The sequence below is a fragment of the SAR324 cluster bacterium genome, from assembly GCA_015232315.1.
Lineage (GTDB): Bacteria > SAR324 > SAR324 > SAR324 > NAC60-12 > JADFZZ01.
The window spans coordinates 15,879-32,721 of the sequence record JADFZZ010000046.1 but is presented as its reverse complement, the minus strand read 5'-3'; the positions used below and the strand labels follow the sequence as shown (position 1 = coordinate 32,721).

The 16,843-nt window shown below is 47.1% G+C and carries 10 protein-coding genes; 3 read left to right on the top strand and 7 right to left on the bottom strand.

Annotated elements, in window-relative coordinates:
• Nucleotides 1-1,148: 1,148 nt before the first annotated feature.
• The 5 genes from HQM11_19765 to HQM11_19745 form a co-directional block, all read right to left on the bottom strand.
• Nucleotides 1,149-1,406 (bottom strand): zf-HC2 domain-containing protein, encoded by a 258-nt coding sequence (locus tag HQM11_19765; GenBank protein ID MBF0353274.1) that lies wholly within the window; start codon nt 1,404-1,406, stop codon nt 1,149-1,151.
• The gene (locus HQM11_19760) at nt 1,403-1,978 is read right to left on the bottom strand and encodes an RNA polymerase sigma factor (protein MBF0353273.1); all 576 of its coding nucleotides are present in this window, start codon (nt 1,976-1,978) and stop codon (nt 1,403-1,405) included. Before HQM11_19760 ends, HQM11_19765 begins: the two co-directional genes overlap by 4 nt.
• Nucleotides 1,957-2,163, bottom strand: coding sequence for a DUF2892 domain-containing protein (locus tag HQM11_19755; protein ID MBF0353272.1), 207 nt, complete (start codon nt 2,161-2,163; stop codon nt 1,957-1,959). The genes HQM11_19760 and HQM11_19755 overlap by 22 nt, the downstream gene beginning before the upstream one ends.
• 432 nt (nt 2,164-2,595) lie before the next feature.
• Nucleotides 2,596-3,024, bottom strand: a complete 429-nt coding sequence (locus HQM11_19750; protein ID MBF0353271.1) for a hemerythrin family protein — start codon at nt 3,022-3,024, stop codon at nt 2,596-2,598.
• 168 nt (nt 3,025-3,192) lie between these two features.
• Entirely contained in the window at nt 3,193-5,910 is a 2,718-nt protein-coding gene (locus HQM11_19745) for a phosphoenolpyruvate synthase (protein MBF0353270.1), read from the bottom strand.
• Nucleotides 5,911-6,547: 637 nt separating this feature from the next.
• On the opposite strand from HQM11_19745, the gene HQM11_19740 reads away from it, so the two are divergent.
• On the top strand, nt 6,548-7,378 hold the full coding sequence (locus tag HQM11_19740) for a HEAT repeat domain-containing protein (GenBank protein ID MBF0353269.1): 831 nt from the start codon (nt 6,548-6,550) through the stop codon (nt 7,376-7,378).
• A gap of 161 nt (nt 7,379-7,539) precedes the next feature.
• Here the strand turns inward: HQM11_19740 and HQM11_19735 are convergent, their stop codons facing one another.
• Nucleotides 7,540-9,444: a response regulator gene (locus HQM11_19735; GenBank protein ID MBF0353268.1), complete on the bottom strand. Its 1,905-nt coding sequence runs from the start codon at nt 9,442-9,444 to the stop codon at nt 7,540-7,542.
• A 272-nt stretch (nt 9,445-9,716) separates the two neighbouring features.
• Here HQM11_19735 and HQM11_19730 point away from each other — a divergent pair, with 272 nt between their 5' ends.
• Complete coding sequence (locus HQM11_19730; protein MBF0353267.1) at nt 9,717-15,035, top strand: AAA family ATPase; 5,319 nt, start codon at nt 9,717-9,719, stop codon at nt 15,033-15,035.
• 310 nt (nt 15,036-15,345) lie between these two features.
• Nucleotides 15,346-16,500, top strand: a complete 1,155-nt coding sequence (locus tag HQM11_19725; GenBank protein ID MBF0353266.1) for a hypothetical protein — start codon at nt 15,346-15,348, stop codon at nt 16,498-16,500.
• Here the strand turns inward: HQM11_19725 and HQM11_19720 are convergent.
• On the bottom strand, nt 16,467-16,841 hold the full coding sequence (locus HQM11_19720) for a hypothetical protein (protein ID MBF0353265.1): 375 nt from the start codon (nt 16,839-16,841) through the stop codon (nt 16,467-16,469). The genes HQM11_19725 and HQM11_19720 overlap by 34 nt on opposite strands.
• Nucleotides 16,842-16,843 lie beyond the last annotated feature (2 nt).

Here is a 16,843-nt window from a genome sequence, read left to right as displayed (position 1 = left end):
CTCAATCCAGGGAGCTACCGTAGTTATCAACATGAGAACCTCCACTGATTCATGGTTTGTTTTTGTCACTGGATGTTCAGCTTAGCATAAAAATTTCAATTGTGGAAATGTGTCCAAAGTTAAGCTTTGAAAAGGGGGATTTTCTCGCAGGTAATTTCTTCACTTAACTTAACAGCCTTGTACCTCTGGTAGGGAACCCCTCCTTACCCACCTCTGGTGGCTTGACAACGAACCGTGGAAGGGCACCAGAGGTGCGTTATGGATCGAGTCGGAGGAGCCCGAAGACTCCGTCCGCTCACAGAACCGTGCGTACGGGTCCGTACACGGCTCTTCATGCCAAACTATTCCTCTCGGAACGAATCAGGTTGAGCCCTTTCTCTCTCTCTGAGGGACTTTTTAATTTCGACCTACCTCCGTTTCCATCGGATACGTCCCATTTCCACAGTAGGATTTTCAGGTCTCCAAGTCCTTGATACTTAGGCGGCCTTCTTCTGTTGACATGTGAATCCCTTCGCCTTTAGCTAACGCCTCTTACGATATGTTTTCTCCTCAGATAGGTCACCCACATCTTCATCGGCATATCGTTTTACGACTACTATGACTTCATCTGAAAACCCACAGACATGCGCTCCCATGTCTCCACAGTCGCTGTGCGGATGCAAGCATCGTAGTTATGATGTCCGCTAGTCTGTCGGCTCTTCCCTGGGTAAGATGCTTCATTTTCCCTGCCCGCTTACCTCCTCTACGACCGCAAGTTACGTTCAGGATATTGGATTTTGGTAAGCGTTGCTACCTCATCCCTTGCGGCCGCCTACCAGAGGTTCACACCAAGTTTAAGCGGCAGGTTTGTCTCGGTCTTCCTTCAGATTCCTCATTGGCTTGGAGCACTCGTTGTAGCCCTCTTCTGAGGCGCCTGTCCCAAGTTTCTTCGGACACCCTTGACTCTGAACTACACTTTCCCTCCTGAAAGGGTAGTGAGTGGACTTGCACCACCAAATTAAGCGCCATGCCAGGCGCACAACCTCCTTTCCTGACGTCAAGGAGATTCTCACTCAAATCTCAGACCAAAACCGTTTGGCTGAAGTCTGTCCGCCTTAAAGGCGGAGGTTTAGAACTGGTAGAATAGAGAATAAACAGGGAAATGAATCTCAAAGATCCACAAGACGTGCTTTTAAACGTTGCTGAATATCTGTAGAGATGGATGGGGGTGTACTGAGGGTTTCACGAAAAGTTTTGATGACTGAAACAAATTCTCCACCAAACTGTTCACACTGATGGCATATCTTTACATGTTCTCTGATAAGGTTGACTGTGTCCTGAGCAAGCTCACCCTCCATATAACCGGAAAGTTGCGCAAGGATCTCACTACACCGTATTCCAGCGATTTTTCGATCATCAAAAGTCATGACTGCACCTCCCTCATATGTTTCATCAGTCGAAGCCTTGCTCGATGTAACCGGCTTTTAACAGCCTGTAAACTCATTTGCAATAATTCAGCGGTTTCATCGCCAGTGAGTCCGTTCAGGTCTCTCAAAATCAGTATTTCCCGATCTTCCGGAGCAAGAGCGTTCATTGCCACCTCAAGCAATTCCCGTTTTTCTTTCAGGTCATCCATATTATCCTGCATAGGTTCCTGTCCCCATCCAGCCTGTTGACCTAATTCATCCAGTGAAACAAAATCGTGAGGTTCATCCTTCCTTAATCTGTATTGACGGGAAATGGCGTTCCGCGCTATTTGAAAGATCCAGGCTCGTACTGAGCCTGTCCCTTGAAAACTTTGAGCCGATCGCCACAAAGCTATGAAAGTTTCCTGAAGAGCTTCTTCAGCCAGGGTCTCATTCCCTGTCAGAGATACGAGAAACCGGTACACGTGATTTTGGTACCGGTTTACCAACACGTCTAAGGCACTATGATCATTCAGTGCAATACGTTTTATCAGGTCATAATCTGATAAGGTCAACTCTGTTTCATGGGACATGTACTAAAACCCAATAAGGTATAAAGAGGACAACTTTTAACTAATCCTGTGATTAAAGGGACTACGCCAACAAGTCCCCATAATGTCTGTGGACCGACAAATACAAGACTTAATAAAACCAACCCTAACACAATTCTCATAACTCTTTCAATTTTATGCAAATTTTCTGGAAATAATTTATTCATATATCCTCTTTATTTTAATGGATGGTCTAAAATATGTGACAATTTAACTTATGGTCAGATTGCCACCAGAGTCAGCGACAGAACACCGCGTCTGTCACGTTCACCCCATAAGAGCCACAAATCAGAGGAAAGGATTCTGGTTAATAAAAAATACTGTATATTTTCATACGTCATATCTCAGGCGGTTGGATTTTCATGTGTAACCATGGACCATAAGGCCTGAACCTGGGGCTCGGTCAGTCGGTGATTCGCCCGATCTACGAGAGTACAGCCATTTATGTCACGAAACATCGCACCTCCGGTACCCTTCCACTGCTCATTGGCAAGCCCACCGGAGGTGGGATAAGGAGGGTTCTCCACCAGAGATAGGGAACCAGAAAAAATGTATAAATATTTATGGTCGGGTACTTAACCAAAGTGATTACCTTCCTTTCAACTCACACGGTTCTTTTTGAGATATGCCGCCAAATGCTGATCCATTTTGACAATATGATTGATCAGCCAGTCGATCAGGTGTGTTTTAAGCAGGTCCGCAAGTTGATGGCTGTTGAATGAGTTTTTTGCCTGCTCTTTCAATTCCTCGAGTTTGTCCACAAAATAGACATGCTGTGTTTTGTGGAGTTCTGTCATGGGATAATTGTATTCGGTCATGTATTCTTCTTCTGCGTTAAAATGTAGCAACGTGTACACTTCAAGAAACGAAAACAGCTCAAGCAGTTCTTCATTGCTGATTCCCTCCGTCAACGCATCCATCAACCGGTCAATCCTCCTGAAAAGCTCCTTGTGCTGATCGTCAATCATGAATATTTCTGTTGCCAGTGAAGGCGACCACTGGATTGGTAGGGATTTCTGCTTATTCATTCATGCTCCATTCAAAAAATCACAAAGTTCTCGGGGTTGGTCACATTTTCGGCCCTGTGTCAAAAAACGGTCTTTGATTCACCACCTGGTTTGGAGTTTGCCCCTACAATGTGTGGCAGAAAACAGGATCAACCCCAAATAAAAGACGGCTAAACGAGTCCCCGCCAATCACTTGGTTTCAAGCCTCGTGACTTCTCCGGTCGCGCCATCCATGCGGATCGTTTCACCATCTTTCAGAATTTTTGTAATATCAGGGATGCCCACGATCGCGGGGATTCCCAATTCACGGGCCACTACCGCGGAATGTGACAGGGTGGAACCCCGTTCCACCACAATCCCGCCAGCCGTCGGGAATAACGGTGCCCATCCCGGATCAGTCCGGACAGTGCACAGAATCTGGCCGTTCAGGGAGAGTTCATCTTCGGGTGAAAAAATCAGCCTGACCTTGTTTTCCACAATACCGGGATAACAGCCGATACCTTTCAACGCGCCATCTCCGGCGGCCTGTTTGTTTTTGTGCGGATATTCAAAACTGTTGTGATGATAGACCGGCCCCTTTGTATAAAAATGATGGGCTGGTTCGGGTTCCTGTTTGTAGCGTTCAAACTCGGCTTTGCGGGCGGCAATCAAAGGTTTGAGATCCCGCTGGGGCATGCGGCCATCCATGTAATACTGGCATTCTTCCACCGTCAGGTAAAAAATGTCACGAGGGTGCTCAAAAAATCCGTAAAAATGCATTTGACGGCTTATTTCCAGATAAATGTCCCGATACAACCCGAACACTCTGGTTCGTGCCAGCCGCATGTTTTCCCGGTTTTTGATGCCATGCCGCAGTCGTTCCACATCTTTTTTGAACCGCAGGAGTTTCCGCTCACCGAGTTGTGACCGGATTCTGCTGAAACAGAGTTCTTCCGCTTCCTGACGGAATCGGGCTTCATTCTGGTTGAGTGTTTCCAGGTTCAGGTCTGTCCGGCTCAGAAAATTACGCAAGATCGCAAACATGAACGACGCGTCCTGCCGCAGGGTGATCGATTCCAGTTTCAATTCGCCAATGGTCCGGTCACCATACAATTCTATGTAAGCCAGACATTCCCTATAAAAGGACGGATCGTCAATCTGGATGGCATTGAGCAGACGTTCATTGGGAAAGGTCTCGAACAATTGCTGGAGCTTCGGGGTCTGGCGAATGGTTTCGCACATCCTCAGCAGTCGTTTGGTGGGTTCGGTGCTTTCAATGCCTTCTTCGCCAGACAGCAGGTTGTTCTGGACCACTGCCGGATTTTCCACCGCAATCCGGTTGAGCCAGCGGTGGACTTTGCCATTCATCATCATCACATAAAAATCGTTGATGATGGGAACCGTCCACCCGGAGATCAATTCATCAAACAATCGCTGATTGAGCGCCATCAGTTCGCCGATTTCAAGACGATGCAGGGCTTTGCGGTCAATGCTGTCATAAACGGCTTTGAACATGGCCCTGAAGTTTTCAGTCAGGGTGTTGATCTGACGGAATTTCCACAAGGCCCGGATCAGCGTGACAAACAATCCGGGAAGCCGTTTGATTTTTTCACGCCAGGTCAACATTTTATCCTGAACCATATCCACTGAATCCTGGAGTCCCATCATCCGTTCCATATCGCCTTTATGGGTTTTGAAGGAGGGCAGAAACAGGAGTCCGCGATACCAGTTGTTGATGTTGTAATACACCCGCCCCTGGATGAGCCCGAGCATGGTGTTGAGCATGGCATCATGTTCCTGAATCACTTTGGGGGAAATCCCCATGATCCGCATGGTCTGCCGATACACTTCGCCATAGGTCTTGTTGGCAAAACTGAAGGTCAGGGGTGTGGTGATGCCGCAGTAGCTTTCCTGAATGTTCGAATTGTCCCAAACCAGCCAGTTACCGCGAGGCTCTGCCGGAGGCGGAAGCTGGGTGATGGGTCTGGTTTGCAAAATGTAGAGTTGATTTTCACGGAAGGCCCATTCAATATCCTGGGGACGTCCCAGCAATTCGGCAATCACCCGGCCGCAATCCGCGACACGTCGAGCCTCGTTATCGCTCAGACTGGGTTGCAGGCGCAGGTCTTGAGCCACATCCACCCTGACCACGCCCCGGCCTGTGGTCTGATCAAAAATCATCTGGGCATCCTTGTCATTGATAGACGCTTGCACCGTGCCATCGACCAGTCCGACATGGTATTCATCGGTGTTGCAGAGGCCTGAAACAATGCCTTCACCAATTCCGTAACAGGAGGAAACCAGTGCGTGCTGACGACTGCCTGTGACTGGATGAGCCGTGAACAACACTCCTGAAACCCGGCCTTCAATCATCACCTGCACCACCACGGCGGCTTCGATGCTCAACAGCGGCAATCCTTTCTGGATGCGATAGAGGATGGCCCGGTCGGTATAGGAGCTGGCAAAACATTTGCGGACAGATTCTGAAATCTGGGCCAGCCCTTTCTGAAACAGGAAGGACTCCATTTGCCCCGCAAAGGAGGCACCTTCAGCGTCTTCTCCCACAATGGAGGAACGCACGGCGAAATATTCGTTTTCCCAGTCGTCAATCCGGGCAAGATTTTGTTGGAGTATTGTTTCAATTGTCCGTGGAAAGGGCGACTCTACCACTTTCTGGCGGATTTCTTTCAAAATCGCAGGAATAGCCGCTCTGTCAGCTTTCTGGACCTTGACCATCTGTTCCTTGATCCAGGCCTTGAGTCCTTCCTGTTGCAGATGTTGGTCATAAGCATGGGTTGTCACGACCAGCCAATCGGGGACCGGAAATGCGTTACGGGTCAGCCATGCCATGTTGTTGGCCTTGCCGCCAAGAAGAGACACATCGTGCATGGAGGCGTCCCGTGCATTAAGAATGTATGGTTTTGTCATAGTTTCCCCTGTGGATTTGAATTTTTATGATCACTGAACATGAGGGCCAACGTCAAAAACAAGCTTCAAGATATAAGGTCCTATGTCATAAAATTCCAAACGTTGGCAAGCACAAATTATTGCTCTGTTTCCGGATAAAATATTATTTTGTCTTGACCCCACGACGGTTCGCCGTGAATATCTTTCCCCCACTGAATGGCCACGTAATTATATTGGTAGCAACATTGAGTAAGATTTGACACGTAGCAACATCCCTGTCTCCAGAAACGGATAAGTAGCCGATCAAAAAATTTTTGACATTAATCTGGTTCCTGACGTCTCGTCTGGAACGGTTCCCGGTAGAGACGGGTTTGAAACTCGTCTCTACCTGCGAGAAAATCCCCCTTTTCAAAGGGGGCATGGGGGATTTAAAGCTCAGAATAACATCCCCCGAACCACCTTAAGCCAAGGGGGAATTGGTGCCAGTGCCTTCACAGGGCTTAACTTAACAGACGTGCACCAGAAATAGGGAACCAGAAAAAATAGTTAAAGATTCATGGTCGGATACTTAGAAAGTGCATTGTCCAAACTTCTTAGTCTGTTCCTTGCCTGAGACGCAATTCAACTACAAATTTTTCAAAAGCTACAGGAGAACCCCATGTTCCAGAAAACTGTTTTAGAGGACTCTCTGGCACCTTTCACACAGGCGCTGGATCATCAGCACCCTGAGGTGAGAAAACTGGCCATTCAGGCGTTAGGTGTGATGGGCTCACTGGCAGGTGTTTTGCCGTTGTTGACGGCATGGGAACACCAGTCTCCGGAACATCGGGAAAGTATCATGGAAGCCCTGTCCAAAATTTATGTGGCGTTACGGGAAAATCCGGAAACACTGCGGAAACTTCAACAAAGTCTGTCCGCGCATCAGTCGACGGTAGATCACTTTGTGAATTATCTGGCTCATGAGAACCTTGAAATCCGGTATTTCGCCGTATGGGCGGTGGGTGCCTGTCAGAAACTGGATCATTTTGATGCGGTGTTCCGGGTTCTGCTCAAAGAAGAAAGTCCTGTTCAGGAATTCATCATCAGCACTTTGCGCTTATCCGGAAAAGACGCTTTCACTAAAATTCTGGACAAACTGGATCATGAAGATGCTTCCCTCAAGGCGATGGCCGCCTGGGCTTTGGGGATCTGGGGCGAACCGGGTGCTGTTCCCGCATTGATCAGACATTCACAGGATCCCTCAGCCAGTGTGCGGGAAAATATCGCCTGGGCACTTGGCATGCTGGAGTCTATTGATGCCACAGCGACCCTCATGGATCTACTGCGTGATCCCTATGCCGGCGTGAGGGAACATGCTGTGTGGGCGTTGGGAATGCTTCAGAATCCGGAATCACTGACAGAACTGCGTTATCTGCTGGATGATCCGGATCCTCAAGTTCGTGAAAAAGCCTTTTGGGCGGTCGGAAACATTGAAGACAGTGATATTTAGTCTGTGTCGCATATTCAGGACGTTTCAACTCTGTTTTCAAGGTAAGCGTTCAGCCTTCAGCTATCAGGAATGCTCCAGGCCTGGAAGCCAAACGATTTTTTCTGCTATTGAGTCATAATGCTTCTGAGGCGCATAAACACTGAAAGCTGAACGCTGAACGCTTACTTTTCAAGCAAGGTTTGCAGAATGTGACTCAGTTGTCGCATGTTCACAGGCTTTGTTAAAAATTCCATAATTCCTGCTTCATGCAATTCCTGAAGATTGAGCGACTCATGGTATCCTGATACCAGAATTACCGGCAGATCCGGACGTTTCCCCAGAATTTTTCCCGCCAGGGCTTTTCCAGTAAGAGAGGGCATGGTCTGATCGGTGAGCAGCAGATCAAACGCAAACGGTGCCATCAAAAAGGCATCATAAGCTGTCAAAGGATCGGTAAAAGCTGTGACCTGATATCCCAGACGCTCCAACTGTTCTTTTTCCATCTGGAGTACCAGTTCTTCATCATCGACCAACAGGATATGCTGGTTTTGACCTGAAACCGGTTCTATTTTCTGAATGTACGTTTCAATATCTTCAGATTCAAACACCGGGAGCAGTATGGTGAATAACGTGCCTTCGTTCCCGGTGCTTGTCACGGTGATAGCCCCTTTATGGGCCTGGATGATTCCATGAACCACCGCCAACCCCATTCCTGTGCCTTCTCCAACCGGTTTTGTCGTGAAATAGGGTTCAAAAATTCTGTCAAGAATATCAGGTTCTATGCCTGTTCCCGTATCCTGCACCCTCAGCCGCACATAATGCCCTTCCACCAGATTGAGCGGCAACGCCTCCTCCAGCGTAAGAAACACAGCATCCAGCATTACTTTCAAGGTGCCGCCCTCATCCTTCATGGCATAGGACGCGTTGGTACATAAATTGAGCAGAATCTGGTGCATTTGTGTGGGGTCTGCCAGAATATTCTGTTTCTGGTCCGGATTGATATCTGAAACAATGTGGATGGTGGTCGGCAGGGAGGCTCTTAAAAATTTGAGAGATTCCTTGACCAGCGGAACCAGGTGCAAGGGAATTTTTTCCTGTTCCGCCTGACGACTGAAGGTCAGAATCTGCTGAATGAGTTTTTCAGCCCGGTGACCTGCTGTTACAATTTCCCCCAGATTTTCACGGACCGGGTGGTCTGCGGGCAAGTCATCTTTGGACATATTCGCATAGCCCAGGATCACATACAGCAAATTATTGAAGTCGTGAGCAATGCCACCGGCGAGTGTCCCGATAGCCTCCATTTTCTGGGCCTGTTTGAGTTGCTGTTCAAGCTGGAGTTTTTGCAGTTCCGTGTGTTGCTGACTGGCAATGGCCCGTGACAGTTTTTCCATCATTTCATTCATGGATCGTCCCAGCAGGGTGATCTCATTTTTTCCGTCCAGAGGGAGTTGAACCCGTTGTTGATCGAGATTTTCCAGTTTGACATGATCCATGGCACGAATCAGCGTGCCCAACGGAATGCTGAGGATGTGACGGGAGATCCATAAAAAAATGAGCCATAATCCAATTGTTTTTATGACAGCGTTGATAATGATCAGCAGGAACCCGATTTTCAGGCGTTCATAAACAACCATCAAACTGGAAAAAAGTTCGATTTCTCCCATTTTTACTCCCGCATCACCGGGAGACCTGATTTCATATTTTTTTGAGAAAAAACCGGCATCTTCCAACCGGAAATAGCCATTGATGGAATTGCCTTGAGTTGCAGGGCTGGTCTTTCCAATCTGTGCCCTCACGGAACCATCCGTCGAGAGAATCCTTACCCCCAAAATCCCCGAAAACGCATGAATCCCCTGAAGTTCTTTCTGGAGTGAATTTTTTTGCGTCAGCAAATCCTGTTGCACCACTGGAATATGGCGAAGAGCAATGTTGTCAAGCTCAGTCATCAACGCCTGTTCCTCGTAATAATAATTGGTCACCATGTGAATGATGGTCACGGTGAACGTCAACACCAGATAAAACGCAAAGACGGCGGTCAGCAGTTTTACCGCAATGGAATCCTTGAAGCGCACCTGTGTATTTTGCATTGTATCCGTAAGTCGTGATGGGTTGGGGCATAGATGAAAAATTAAGAAAATATTTATCAACAGCTATTTCAAAGGTCTTTTTTTTTGTATATATACCAACATGAAACCGCAAGGTGCGGTAAATAGTCGTTGTCACGTAATTCAGAAGTGGTGTCCTCTCGACTAACGAAAGTTCAAGATCCCTCACAGGGGTTCGATATGACACAAAAAACGAATGATGCGACAGCGGCGGGTTTGGCAGGGCACTCCTGAAATATCAAGCGAAGGTCGGCATGATGATGCCTGAAATTCTGGATTATAAAATTGAAGAAACTGTTTATCAGGGTGGCTCTACACTGATATTCCGGGGAACCAATGCCAACGGACAGCGGGCTATTCTGAAAACACTTCAGGGGGAATATCCCTCGCAGAAATTGGTTCGACAACTAAAACGGGAATATCAGCTTTTGCAAAATATGCGTCATCCCGGAGTGATCCAGAGTCTGGATTTTAAATATTTTCATAATATCCCGGTGATGTTGCTTGAGGATATCGGCGGACAATCCCTGTCTAAATTTATCAAGGACTTTCAGGGGGATCTGACCAGTTTTCTGAATATTGCCGTGCAACTCACGGACGCGCTGGCCGCCATTCATCATCAGCGCATCATTCATAAAGATCTCAATCCGTCCAACATCATTTACAGTCCTGAACAGAAAAGAACCCAGATCATTGATTTGAGCATCGCAGTGCCCTTGTATGAAAAAACCGAAAACCAAACGCCGGCACTGGACACGATAGAAGGCACACTGCATTATGTTTCGCCTGAACAGACAGGCCGGATCAATTGCGAAATGGATTGGCGGACTGATTTCTATTCGCTGGGTGTTACGTTTTATGAACTGCTGACAGGCCGTCGTCCGTTTCTGTCAGAAGATCCCATGGAACTGGTTTATTATCACATCGCCCAACCACCAACGCCGCCTCATCAGCTCAATGCCCATATTCCCAGAATACTGTCGGATCTCATACTCAAATTGATGTCCAAAGATCCTGAAGATCGTTATCAAAGCGCCTTTGGCCTGAAACATGATCTCCTGCGCTGTCAGACCGAATGGAATGAAAAATCCAGGATCAGTCCCTTTCCTCTGGAAGACATCAAACGCTCAAGTGTGTTTAAAATTCCACACCGGTTTTATGGGCGGGAAAACGAGGTGGAGCATGTCAGAGACTGTTTCAGAAGAGTTTGCGAAGGCAACATTGAATTGATCGTCATCCAGGGCAAACCCGGACTGGGAAAAAGCGCGCTGGTGCGGGAGCTTCATGGCTCGGTCGTGAGTCGGCGGGGGTTTTATATTTCAGGGAAGTTTGATGTGTTCAACCGCAACATGCCTTACACCTCCATCATTCAGGCGCTCAATGAACTGATCCTGCAATTGCTGTCGATGAGTGAAGCCCAGATTTTATTCTGGAAACAAAAACTCATCAAAACCATGACCCCCAATCTCCAGGTTGTGATTGACGTGATTCCCGAGTTGGAAACCATCGTTGGCAAACAACCTTCAGTTCCTGAACTGTCGCCGAAGGAAACACAAAACCGGTTTCGGATGGTGTTTCAATCCATGATCCGGTTGTTTGCCCAGGCGGAACATCCCCTGGTTTTGTTTCTTGATGATTTTCAGTGGGCGGACACCGCCTCCAGAGACTTGCTCAACGCCCTGCTGGATCAGCAGGGATGGCATCATCTACTGATCATACTGGCGGTCCGGGATGAAAACAGTGAAGACATGGAGTGGATCGCACCCTATCTGGAAGTGCTGAAGCAAGGGCATGTCCACCTCACAAAGATAGATCTTCACCCGTGGAATCCGTCACAAATTGTGTCGTTATTGACCGATATGTTCCATTGCGCCGCAAATCAATGCCGGTCTCTGGCTGAGGTGATCCATGCCAAAACGCAGGGGAATCCGTTTTTTGTCCAGTTTTTTCTCAAAACCCTCTATTCCGAAAAACTGATTGAGTTTGATGAACAGAAAGGGGCCTGGAAATGGGAACCGGAGCTCATTTCTCAAAAAGATGTGACCGAAAATGTATTTGGTTTGATTGAAGAACGACTGCAAGGGCTGACGTTTAAATCACGTCAGTTGTTGAATTACGCGGCATGTCTGGGGCAGGTCGCTGAAATCACCATGATTTCAAAACTGACCAGTATCTCTGCGTCAGAGGTGGTTCATCACTTGTGGCCCGCGGTTGAAAAAGGCCTGCTCACAGCCAATTTTTACTGGGAAGAACTGGAAATCAGCCCTGAAATTCTGGAAGATCGAAACACCGATTCAGTTCCTCATTTTTCCTTTGCCCATGACCGGATCCGTCAGACCGTTTATGACTATATCTCCCAGGAAGAACGAATCCAGGCGCATCATCTGATTGGAAAACTGCTGTATGAGCATGTCCCAGAAGAAAAAAAGCAGGAGCAATTGTTCCATATTGTCAATCATTTCAATTCAGGAAAACCTGTTCATTCCGAAGAGGACCGCCTGTTTCTGGTGGAACTGAATAAAAAAGCCGCCTTGAAAGCGCATCGGGAATCGGCATTTGAAGTGGCCTTTCAATACCTGACACGGGCCATCCGGGTTCTGGGAAAAAATTGTTGGGAACCCTACCCTCAGATTTCACGGGAAATCTATCTGCTCATGATCGAAAGTTCCTATCTGAATGGACACTATCAAAAGATGGAAAAATACGCCCAGCAGTTTTTTGAACATGTGCCGGACGTGATCGAACGCGCCAGAGTTTATGAAATCCGGATCCAGGCACACATGGCGCGTAACGAACTGAATCAGGCTGTGGATCTGGCCCTGACCGCCCTGGAAACGCTGGGTGTGAAACTCAGCAGAAAACCGGGGAAAATCGATTTACTACTGCTGTTGCAGAAAACCCGCTTCAATCTGTGGGGCAAGACGGTTGACAAACTCAATAGTCTTCGTCCCATGCAGGACAAGCATCAGATTGCCATCATGCGAATCCTGTCCCGGGTGAAAACAGTCAGCTTTTTTGTGGCTCCGGAACTGTATCCGGTCATTATTTTTCATGGTGTGAATTTATCGCTGAAATATGGAAACACCCCCTTCTCCGCGGATGCCTATGTCTCTTACGGGATGATTCTGTGCAGTGTGCTGAACAAGGTGGATGAAGGCTTCCAGTTTGGCCTTCAGGCCATCGAACTGGTAGAACATTTCAGATTGGACGCGCTGAAATGCCGCATCACTTTTTTATTCAGCAACTTCATTGAACACTGGAAAAATCCCGTCCGATCGACGTTACCCACTTTAAAAGAAGCCATGCGAATGGGGGTCGCTACAGGAGATCTGGAATATGCCAGTCTGGCGGCGTTTGTCTATTCGTATCATTCATTTGCGGCAGGAATACAGTTGGATGAAATTGAAAAGGAGATGTTTTCGTTTTCAACAAGAATTCAGCGCTTTCGCCAGGAAACGGCACTGCATCTGATTCAGATTCTGCATCAGACGGTTCTGAATTTCAGCAATGTTTCTGTAACAGCGCCCTGTCTGCTCAAAGGCAGCAGTTATGATGAAAACAAAATGCGTGGCATCCATCAGCAGGCTGGAGATAAACCCGCGTTGTTTGCTCTGCATTTTCTGAAAGGGTTTCTGTGTTACTTTTTTGAAAATTATGATCTGGGCCAGACACACATGCAACTGGCCGAACGTTATATTGATGGCGCAAGATCTACGTTTTCCATGGGTTTGTTTACAATCCTCAATACGTTGTGTCAGTTGGCGACTTTTTCTCAGGCAGATCGTTCCACTCAAATAAAGACACTGAAGCAGACAGAAAGCGCTCTGGAAACACTGGGGCGTTTGAGTCAGCATTCACCTGAAAATTATCTGACGGGTTATTACCTGGTCTCAGCAGAAAACGCACGGGTCCGGGGACATCGTGGAATGGCTATGGATTTTTATGATCAGGCCATTGACTATGCCCGAAACCAGCAATTTCTATATTTTGAGGCACTGGCCAACGAACTCGCCGGAAAATTTTATTTTCTTCGGGGACGCGAACAACTGGCAAAAGTCTATCTGCGTCAGGCCCACTTCATCTATGACAAGTGGGGGGCGTTGAACAAAGCACGGGCAATGGAAACACATTATCCCGCGTTTTTCTATGCAGGCACCAATCTCAAACAAGCCGACACGGATAAACAGGATAGTTTTATCCCGGAAACCACCAGTGTACTTCCCGGTAATCTGGATTTCATGACCGTCATGAAAGCGTCACAGGCCATTTCCAGCGAGATCATTCTCGATCGTCTGTTAAAAAAAATGATGCGGATCGTCATGGAAAACGCCGGCGCGCAAAAAGGCGCTCTCCTTCTCAGAAAAAAGAACGACTGGTTCATTCAGGCTGAAGGTTCTGTGGGAGGGCAGGAAGTGCAGGTCATGCGTACACAAATCACCACGCAGATTGATTCCCTGCCCATTTTGCCCTTATCCCTGATCTATCTGGTGATTCGCACGCAAAATCCTGTGATTCTGGCCAATGCCATGTCAGATGAATATTTTCATTCTGATCCGTATTTCCAGGCTCGAAACTCCCGCTCGGTGCTGTGCTTTCCGATATTGCACAAAACCGAGATGACCGGAATTCTGTATCTCGAAAACAATCTCATGGAAAGCGTCTTCACCAGTGCCAGACTTGAGATTTTGAAGTTGCTGTCAGCACAAATGGCCATTTCCATCGAAAATGCCCAGTTGTATGAAGATATGGCCAAAACAGAACGGCTTTCACTGGAAATGGAAACAGCCCGCGCGGTTCAGGAATTGCTCATTCCCAAAAAAGATCCGTTCCTGGACAAGGTCCAGATTGCCAGTTATTACCAGTCCGCTTCTGAAACAGGCGGTGACTGGTATAATTATCAGTATCATGAAGAAATCGAGCGGTTGGACATTCTGATTGGCGATGTGACCGGACATGGCATTCCGGCCGCGTTGATCACCGCGATGGTCAACAGCCTGTTTATGGCCATCGAGCAGAATTATGCCAAAATTCTGGATGAAGGCGGCAGTATTCAGTTTCAATTCCGGCATCCCTCCTATTTCATGGAAGTGCTCAACAACGTCCTGTATTTTTCGACTTCAGGGAATTATACCATGACATTTTTATATTCGGTGCTGGATCTCCGCAATCACAACCTCATTTACACCAGTGCCGGACACACCCCGATTTATGTTTACAGACCCTCAGGCTTTGAAATCGTCACAGCCCACAAAAAAACAGTCCATCGTCCCATCATGGATTTGAGCATGCGGTCCTCCATTCTTGGATCAAAACCGGACAATACCTTCAAAATTCAAACGCTCGAATTACAAAAAGATGATGTGATCATCTGGTACACGGATGGCTTGATTGAAAATTATAATCTGGCAGGAGAAAGTTTTGGTGCAACCCGACTGAAGAAGATTCTCAAAGATGTTGCTGACAAAAGTGCTCTTTCCATCAGAAACCGGATCATTGAGGATGCCTACAAGCATTATGACAACCATCCCCAGGAAGATGACATCACCCTGATCGTGGCCAAAATCACAGGGTGATGCCGGTAGAAACTCATATACCGCTTAGGAATGGCAACAGAATATAAAAATTTGCTCGTGCCCTACCTCCCGTGGGGCACGTTATCCATGTCATCAACTTAAGCATTCTGAATGGTGCTTCAATTCCCCCTTGGTTCAAGGGGGTTAGGGGGATGTAATTCTGAGCGTTAAATCCCCCATACCCCCTTTGAAAAGGGGGATTCCTCGGCGAAGAACGCCTTAAGTTGACGACATGGTTCATGGAACGGTCACGAACAACCAACCCCCTGCTGTGAGAACTTACAACTGACGAGATACTGAAAAAGGAGACATGAATATGGAAAAAGGTGTGATTCAGAGGGAAATTCCAACTTTTAAAGAGGGCTTGAAAAAAATGCTCTATGAGTTGGGAAAAATCTATTTTTCCAAAAAATATCTGGAATCCCTGATTGCACCCAAAGCAACGACCATTGATGTGGATCACATGCAGGAGGAAAGTGATCTGTTTTTCTCCATTGATGATGACGAAATTGAGCATGGCATAATCAATCGCTACTACAATCTTTCAGAAATCCGGTTCACCTTTCTCATGCACAATTTCATCACACTCAAAACCCAGATCATGATGAAGAACAAGGCCATCCCCTTCCCTGAACTCACATTTGGTTCCATGGATGATTACACCGTGCAGGGAAAAGTCATGCCCGGAGATATTATTTTTGTCAGAGGTGATACCCGAAAAGGCGGAACGAGCTTGCGTGATCTGCTGTATGTCACTCCGGTACGGCAGTTGATCGCTAACGCCAACGGCTTCCATTTTGCGTTTTCCCATGTCATGTTTCATTTGGGAAATGGCGCATTTGTCCATTACATCGGCGGCAAAGGTCTTGAAATTGTCCATATGAAAGATTTTGGCACCAAGCTTCTGCCCTATTATGTCGTGGCCGGACCTCGGTATCCTGTGGAAGACCGCAGAAAACGCATGTTCCCGATTATCAATGACCGACGAACTCCCGGTCGAACCCGTGAGGAAGATTTGAAGATCATCCGGCGGAATGAAATCATCACCACCGACCGGTCCCAACTTGCAAGAACGATCAAACATATCACTCGTGGGGATTACGATTATCCGCATTACGGTTATGAAAAACTGGTGGCCAATTATTTCAATCATGTCTTTGGACACTACATTCTTACCCGAAAGCGGGGCATCGTTAAATATCACAAAAAAAAGAAGTCCCTGCACGGTTGGGCTAAACTCAGATACATTCTGGGATACCGTTACCTGAATGACGACCCTGAACGGCCTATTTGCGCGACAGCCGTCGCATCGTTCATGAAAGAATCAGGGCTTTATTCGATTAAAAAATATTTTGACCAGAATAAAATGGCGGGAACAGGTGAGATTTTGTTTTTGATGTGTGATTTTGACAGCATCCAGATCAGGGCCGCCTACATGCCGGATTCAGCAAGAAAGATCGTTTGATAATCTGTCGTCACACCGATGTTTTCTTCTTGCGGCATGACAACTTTGAACAGTGCGATTGAGGCAAACAGTAAGGCTGTGGTGCTGAGCATGATAGTTAATCCCATGCCTACGATCCACTTCACAATGTCTTTCTGATTCTGACCAGCCTCTTTTCTAATTTCAGCAATATCTTTTTTCACTTCTACAATCTGAAGTTCCAGCCGTTTGATGTCTTCTTTGGTGGCAAGATCATTCTCAACAATCTCCCTGAGTTGTTCAGCCTGTACTTTGGCTTGCTCCGGGGTGAAACCAACTTTCTGCAGTTTTTCAGCATACAATAAGGTGTCGAGTATCAGCATGG